At 74.7% G+C, this 7116-nt stretch carries 6 protein-coding genes; 2 read left to right on the top strand and 4 right to left on the bottom strand.

Translation table 11 applies throughout. The features are described from left to right. The 4 genes from DQW06_RS04700 to DQW06_RS04685 all read right to left on the bottom strand — a co-directional run. On the bottom strand, positions 1-1585 hold a 1585-nt coding region (locus DQW06_RS04700), incomplete at its 3' end, for an ATP-binding cassette domain-containing protein (RefSeq protein WP_117198022.1). Further along, on the bottom strand, positions 1582-3417 hold the full coding sequence (locus DQW06_RS04695) for an ABC transporter ATP-binding protein (protein ID WP_117198021.1): 1836 nt from the start codon (positions 3415-3417) through the stop codon (positions 1582-1584). The genes DQW06_RS04695 and DQW06_RS04700, both read right to left, overlap by 4 nt. 234 nt (positions 3418-3651) lie before the next feature. Beyond that, positions 3652-4206 carry a hypothetical protein gene (locus DQW06_RS04690; RefSeq protein WP_013152872.1) on the bottom strand — a complete coding sequence of 185 codons (555 nt, stop codon included), beginning with the start codon at positions 4204-4206 and terminating at the stop codon, positions 3652-3654. A 223-nt stretch (positions 4207-4429) separates the two neighbouring features. Next, the gene (locus tag DQW06_RS04685; protein ID WP_013152871.1) at positions 4430-5053 is read right to left on the bottom strand and encodes a TetR/AcrR family transcriptional regulator; all 624 of its coding nucleotides are present in this window, start codon (positions 5051-5053) and stop codon (positions 4430-4432) included. 99 nt (positions 5054-5152) lie between these two features. Here DQW06_RS04685 and DQW06_RS04680 point away from each other — a divergent pair, with 99 nt between their 5' ends. After that, on the top strand, positions 5153-6658 hold the full coding sequence (locus DQW06_RS04680) for an MFS transporter (protein ID WP_013152870.1): 1506 nt from the start codon (positions 5153-5155) through the stop codon (positions 6656-6658). A gap of 234 nt (positions 6659-6892) precedes the next feature. After that, the coding region (locus tag DQW06_RS29410; RefSeq protein ID WP_232832957.1) for a hypothetical protein at positions 6893-7116 on the top strand (224 nt) is incomplete at its 3' end.

Here is a 7116-nt window from a genome sequence, read left to right as displayed (position 1 = left end):
CGGCGTACTGCTGGAACAGCCGCTCCTCGGCGCGCGCGTCGAGGCTGGCGGTGGGCTCGTCCATGATCCGCAGCAGCGGCGCCCGCCGCATCGCCGCACGGGCGTTGGCGACCGTCTGCCACTGGCCCCCGGACAGCCCCTCGCCGTCCCACGACCCGCGCCCGAGCCGGGTGTCCAGGCCCCCGGGCAGCGAGGCGAGGAGCCCGTCCCCGCCGGCCGTCCGCAGCGCCTGGAGGATCCGCTCCGAATCGCCGCGGTCCTCGATCCGCCCCAGCCCGACCGCGTCCCGCAGGGACAGCTCGATGCGCACCGGGTCCTGGAAGGCCGCCGTGATCCGGGCGCGCCACTGGTCCGGGGCGAACCGCGCGAGATCGGTCCCGTCCACCAGGACGCGCCCCTGACCGGGCCGGTAGAGGCCGCTGAGCATCTTGACCAGCGTCGACTTGCCCGCGCCGTTCTCCCCGACCAGCGCCACCACGGCCCCGGCCGGGAGTTCGAGGTCGATGTCGCTCAGCGCGGGCCGATCGCGGTTCCAGTACCGGAAGCCCAGACCCTCCACCCTGATGCCGCTCTCCAGGCGGGCGGGCACCGCCACCGGCGCGGTCGGCACGAGGGCCGCCCGCTCCGCGTCGCCGTCCCGCACCACGTCGAGGAAGGCCCGGGTGGCCCGGAGCGACTCCAGCGTCCAGAAGGACAGGTTCAGCAGGCTCTGCACCTGCCCGGTGATCTGGCTGCTGACCGCGACCGCCGCGACGATGAGGCCGAGCGGAGCGTCGCCGACCAGTCCGGCCCGCACCATCAGGGCGACGGCGGTCGCGTACGCCAGCACGAAGAGCAGCCAGGCCAGCGCGACCGGGACCCGGGACAGTCCGTCGGTCCGGGCGATGTCGCGGCCCGCGGAGTCCCACTCCCGGCGGTGCCTGCGCCGCAACTCGCCCGCCAGCCCGAAGAGGCGGGTCTCGCGACCGGGCGCGGCCGCCGTGGCGAGCGTGAACAGGTGACCGGCCAGCCGGGTCCTGGGCGTGGCGCGCTCCTCGGCCCGGCCGCGCCTCCTGTCCGCCGCCCGGGTGGCCAGCACGGCGGGGAGGGCGAAGAGCGGCAGCAGGGCCAGGACGGGGACGACCGAGGCCATCAGGGCGGCCGAGGCGACCAGGGCCAGCGCGGCTCCGGCCAGCCACATCAGCCGGTCGAAACCCGGGCCGATCTCGCCCCGCGCCCCGCGCACCGCCGCCGCCCTGTCGGAGCGGCTCGAACGCTCGTGGACCTCCAGCGTCGGCGTCGCGCCGACCGCGTCGACGAACCGGCGGTCGACGTGGCTCTGGATCTGCTCCTGGAGCCGGAGGCGGGTGAAGTAGCCGGCGACGAAGGTGCCCTGGGTGAGCATGACGAAGACCGCCACGCACAGCGCGAGCACCGCCAGGCCGCTGGTCGGGCCCCCGCTCGCCGCCTCGCTGAACAGCCCGATCGCCACGGCGAGACCGATCCCGGTGGCCTGTTCGAGAATCGCGATCGCCACCACGACCAGGGAACGCAACCCGTCGACGCGGGGTCCGGTCGTGAGGACGAAGCGCAGGGCGCTGATCACGATGACGCCTCCTCGAAACGCTTCGCCTGCAGACGGAACAGCTCGGCGTACCGGCCGTCGGCGCTCATCAGGTCCTCGTGCGTGCCGTCCTCGACGATGCGGCCCCGGTCGAGGACGACCACCCGCTCCGCCCTGCGCACGGTCGCGAACCGGTGGGAGATCGCGACGGTCGTGGCCCCCGCGGTGAGCTCGTGGAACGTGTCGTAGAGCCGGGCCTCGGCGCGGGCGTCCAGGCTCGCGGCCGGCTCGTCCATGATCAGGAGCCGTGCGCCGTGCCGCAGGCCGAACAGCGCCCGGGCGATGGCGACGCGCTGCCACTCGCCGCCCGACGCGTCGACCCCGCCCTCGTACCCGCTGGACATCACCGTGTCCCAGCCCTTCGGGAGTCCCTCGACGAACTCCAGCAGTCCGGCCTGGCGCGCCGCTTCCCGCAGGCCCTCCTCGTCGTCGGCGTGGGCCAGGGAGCCGAAGGCGATGTTGTCCCGCACGGTCAGCTCGTAGCGGCCGAAGTCCTGGAAGACGGCGACCACCCGGCGCTGCCAGCTCCGGCGGTTGGCGTCCTCCACCGGGGTTCCGCCGACGCGCAGGCGGCCCCCGCTCGGAGCGTCCAGACCGGCGAGGAGCCGGGCCAGCGTCGTCTTTCCGGCCCCGTTGAGGCCCACGATGGCGAGCGACTGCCCCTCGGGGACGTCGAGGTCGATGCCGTGCAGCACCTCGTCGGCGGCGCCGCCGTAGCGGAAGCGCAGACCCTCGCAGGAGACGGTCGCTACCGGCTCCGTCCAGGGCTCGGGGTCGGACCCGCCGGGCGGGTCGGCCTCCGGAAGGGCGAACGCCTCGGCGGCCGCCTTGGAGCCGAAGCTGGTGCGCAGGTCGTCCTCGTCCGCCCGGAGCACCTGGAGGAGGGCCCGCAGGGCCAGGCCGCCCAGCGCCAGGTCGCCCACCGTCGTGCCTCCGGCGGCGGCCCGGTGTGCCAGGTAGTAGAAGACCGAGGCGACCGTGACGCCGGTGACCACGACGACCACGACGACGAACACGCGGTGCTCGCGCCGTCGCCGCCAGACCTCGGTCATGTTCACGCGCCACTCGGCGTGGTAGGCGTCGCGGAAGAAGGCCGTGAGCCCGAAGACGCGCACCTCCCGGGCCGCGTCCGGCGTGGTCGGCACGTCCCGCAGGTAGGACGTACGGCGCAGCTTCCGCGTCTGGTTCACGGTCTCGACGACGGCGGTCCGGTAGTTGCGGACCAGCCGGAGGTGGAGCACCGCGAAGACCGCGAAGACGATGAGCCCCAGTCCCCAGGCGACCTGGGTGAGCAGGGCCGCGGAGCCGACGGCGGTCACCCACAACGAGGCCTTGGCCGACAGGCCGAAGACCGCTTCCCCCGGCGGCATGTCGATGGTCCCCTCGCCCCGCGCACGCCCGAGTCTGCCCTGGTAGGCCGGGTCCTCCAGGTGGCCGACGGTCGCCGGTTCCGAGGCGGCCGCCATCACGCGCTCCCTCAGTCGGCCGGTGACCCGGCGGCCCAGGGCCCGTCCCAGGGCCGTGCGCGCCGACTCGGTGACGTGGGTGAGGAGGAAGAGCACGGCGATGAGGGCGACCCACCGGTAGCACTCCCGCGCCGCCGGACCGTCCAGCCCCTGGCCGGCGGCCGAGGTGAGCCCGTCCACCAGTGCGCCCACCCCGATGGTGATGCCGACCGGGGCCGCACCGGCGAGGACGGCCAGCATCATGGTCAGGGCGGCCGCACCCGGTGCCACGGAGAAGGAGTACCGGACCAGGGCGGGAAGCACCCACCGCGTCACCGGGGGCTGGAGACGGTCCGTGCCCGCAGTCACGCCCGCCCCCGGTCGTCGAGGTCACAGGCGGCCGGGGGCGCGGTGGTGGCGCACATGGGGGGTCCTCTCGGAAGCCGGGCATGCCGTGGAGGGGCAGGAGCCGGGGGTCGGCGAGGAGCACGTTACGGGGAAGGCCGCCCGGGGCGCGACGGGTTTTCCGGTGACCGTCCGGAGCGCGGTGTGCCGCGGGGCCGCGTCCCCGAACGGGGTGAGGCGACCGCGGCATGGGGCGCGTCACCCGCCGTGCGCCGCTTCCCGCGCGTAGGACCTGAAGAGCACGTCGCGTTCCGTCCACGACTCGTGGAGCAGCTCACCGCGCACCTCGCCCCGGACGGTTCCCAGGAGAAGGTCGGTGGTGGGCAGGTCGTGCCTCTCCCACACCTCGCCGCTCCGGTCCGAGATCCGGATCGGGTACGCGTCGGCCGCCGTCCCCGGTGAGACCTGCCAGTAGAGCGTGACCCCCGCTCCCGTCGAGGCCCAGGGCAGCAGTCCGGAATCAGGGGCGAGGTCGTCGGGCGGCTCCACGACCCCGTCCTCGAACAGGTCCTGGAGCTGTCGGTACTCCAGCCCCGACCGTTCGAGATCGACGTGCCTGAGGCCGGGGCCGGGCGCCGGAACGTGGAGCCTCAGGAAGCCCAGCCAGAGTCCGCCGCCCCCCGCGTCGAGGAGGTCACGGTAGTCCTGCGGCACGGACGCCCCGATCCGGTGCTCGACCTGTTCCCAGTCGAACGGGTCGGCCGGCGGCGCCGGGCGTGCCGCCTCGATCAGCCGCTGGACACTGGTTGTCATGCGGGTACGCCCCTCGGGAGTGCTGGTCGTCGGACATGTGAGGCCTTCCTGGTCGGGCGCGGCGAAGCCGACGTCAGCTGGCGCCGCGGGTCCGGCCGACGAGACCACCGCGAGGGGCCTCGTCCTCGACCCGGCCGCGCGGTCCGGCCTCCTTCCCGACCACCCGTCAGTGCCGGAACCCGTGTTCGCGCTCGCGGCCGGAACGGCGGCGGCCGGGGGCCGGTCAGCCCTCCGCGCCGGGGCCGGGCACGTGGAGGGCGGCGATCTCGGCGAGCACCCGCTCCCGGGCCGCCCCGGCCGGGTGGACGTCCACGAGCACGTAGTAGGCCAGCCCCTCGGCCAGGGCGACGAGCGCGACCGCACGCTCGGCGGGGTCCAGGGTGCGGGGCACCGCTCCCCCGTCCTGACCGCGGCGCAGCAGGTCCGCGACCCGGCCGTGGAAGCGCGCGTACTCCTCGCGCATGCGCCGGGCGATGGCCTCGTCGGACAGGGCGAGCGCGGTGAAGGCCTGGCGGACGCGCATGTGGGCGCGCGTGGCGTCGTCGTAGGGGATCAGCTCGGTGAGCACGGTCGTCAGGAGGCGGCGCGGGTCGTCGCCCGGGCCCGCCTTGGCGGCGATGCGCGCGGAGCTCAGGGCGTTGCCCCGGTCGAAGGCGGCCTCGATCATCTGGTGCTTGGCGGGGAAGTAGTGCTGGACTCGGCCGGGTGAGACCCCGGCGCGGGCCGCCACGCTGGTCTGGGACACGGCCGCCATGCCGTGTTCGGCCGCCACGGCGAGGACCGCGTCGGCGATCTGGAGGCGGCGCTGTTCGTGCTCGGCTCCCGGCCCGCGCGTCGGTGCGCTCATCCGACCCCCTTATCGATGTATGCACATTGCTTTGTGGCCACGTCGACACTACCGTTCAAATCAATGTAACCACATTGCTTTGCTGGAACGAGGTGTCACGTGCCCCGAACCCGGACGGGGGAGACGACCGCGCGCCTGCTGCTCGCCCTGGTGTGCGCCGCGCAGCTCATGGTGGTGCTCGACGTGTCGGTGGTCAACGTCGCCCTGCCCTCGATCCGCTCCTCCCTGGGGTTCTCCGCGACGGGGCTGCCCTGGGTCGCCCACGCCTACACCCTGGCCTTCGGCGGCCTCCTGCTGCTGGGCGGGCGGCTGGCCGACCTGTACGGACACCGGCGGGTGTTCGCCGCCGGGCTCGCGCTGTTCTGCGCGGCCAGCCTGCTGGGCGGGGCGGCCCCCTCCCCCGTCCTGCTGGTCACCGCCCGCGCGCTCCAGGGAGCGGGCGCGGCGGTACTGGCCCCCGCGACCCTGACCATCCTGACCGCCTCCTTCCCCGAGGGGCGGGCCCGCGTGCGTGCGCTGGCCGCCTGGACCGCGGTGAGCGTGGCGGGCGGCGCGGTCGGCAACCTCCTCGGCGGCGCGCTGACCGAGGCGCTGTCCTGGCGGTCGGTCCTGCTGGTCAACGTGCCCGTCGGCATCGCGGCGCTGGCCATGACCCCCTACCTCCTGGGCCGGGAACGCCACGACCGCGACCCGGCCAACACGGGTCAGCGTGACCGGGAGCGCCACGACCGCGCCCCTCACAGCACGGGTTCTCCTGGCCGGGACCCGCGTGGCCGGAGCCCGGGAGAGGGCCGCGGCGGACGGATCGACCTGCCCGGGGCGGTGACCGCGACCGGCGGGACGGTCGCGCTCACCTACGGCCTCACCCGCACGGCGGAGCACGGCTGGGGGGACCCGGCCGCGGTGGCGGTGCTGGCCGCGGGCGTCCTCGCCCTGGCGCTGTTCGCCGCGGTGGAGTCCCGTGCGCCCGCTCCCCTCCTGCCGCCGGGGCTCCTGCGCCGCCGCGCGGTCTGGGCGGGCAACGCCATGGTGTTCCTGGCCGGAGTCTGCTTCCAGGTGCCCATGTGGTACTTCCTCACCTTCTACATGCAGGACGAGCTGGGCTTCGGGCCGCTGCTGACCGGCCTGGGCTTCCTGCCGCACACCCTGGTCACCATGGCCGTGGGCTGGCTGGTCACCCCGTGGCTGATGGGGTTCGTGCGGGCGCGAACGCTGATCGGGGTCGGCTGCCTCACCGCCGCGGCGGGCTTCGCCTGGCAGGCCGCGGCGGTGACCGAGCAGACCTACGCCGCGGCGGTGCTGGGGCCCGCGGTCCTCATGTCCGTGGGCGGCGGCCTGTTCACCACTCCGCTGACCGCCGTCGTGACCTCGGGCGCCGCCCCCGGGGACGCGGGGGCCGTCTCGGGCCTGATGAACGCGGCCAAGCAGACGGGCGGCGCCCTGGGCCTGGCCGCGCTGATGACGACGGCCGTCTCGGGGCACGCACCCGAAGGGGAGGCGTACGGCTTGGTCTTCGGCCTGCTCGCGGCCGTGCAGCTCGTGGCGGCCGCCCTGACACCGGTACTGCCGCGCGAAACGCGACGGGATCCGTCCGAGGGCGCGTGAGCCCTCCGAAGGTTCAAGAACCCCTTTGACCTGTGCTGACCCTCCCGGGGGACACGCCGACGGGCTTCCCCGCCGGGGTCACTCCGCCAGCCCGATCGAGGAAAGACGCATCAATATCACACTTGGGGGTAGCGCAACAGACAGGAACGAGGAACGTGCTCCGTTCGTCATCATCCGCCCGGCGGCGGGGTGGCCGACCGGGACACGGGACCGACAGACGAGGAGGAAACCGCCATGAGGAACCCCCTGAGGACGGCGAAGAACCAGCTGATGCGACGCACCGGACTGGCCCGCCCGGCACCGGGCGGGCGCCCGCGTGCGGGTGGGCGAACGGGTGGACGCGGCAGCGACCCCCTGGCGATGGCCCAGCGGTTCGCCCGGTCCGCGGCCCGGTCCCGGGGCGGCAGCCCGATGGGGCGCGGCGGCCCGGATCCGCTACGGGGTCCGGCGCGCCGGAC

Source organism: Nocardiopsis sp. TNDT3, assembly GCF_003427465.1.
Classification (GTDB): Bacteria; Actinomycetota; Actinomycetes; order Streptosporangiales; family Streptosporangiaceae; genus Nocardiopsis; species Nocardiopsis dassonvillei.
Note: the sequence above shows the minus strand (reverse complement) of the source record. Positions and strands in the feature narration are given on the sequence as shown.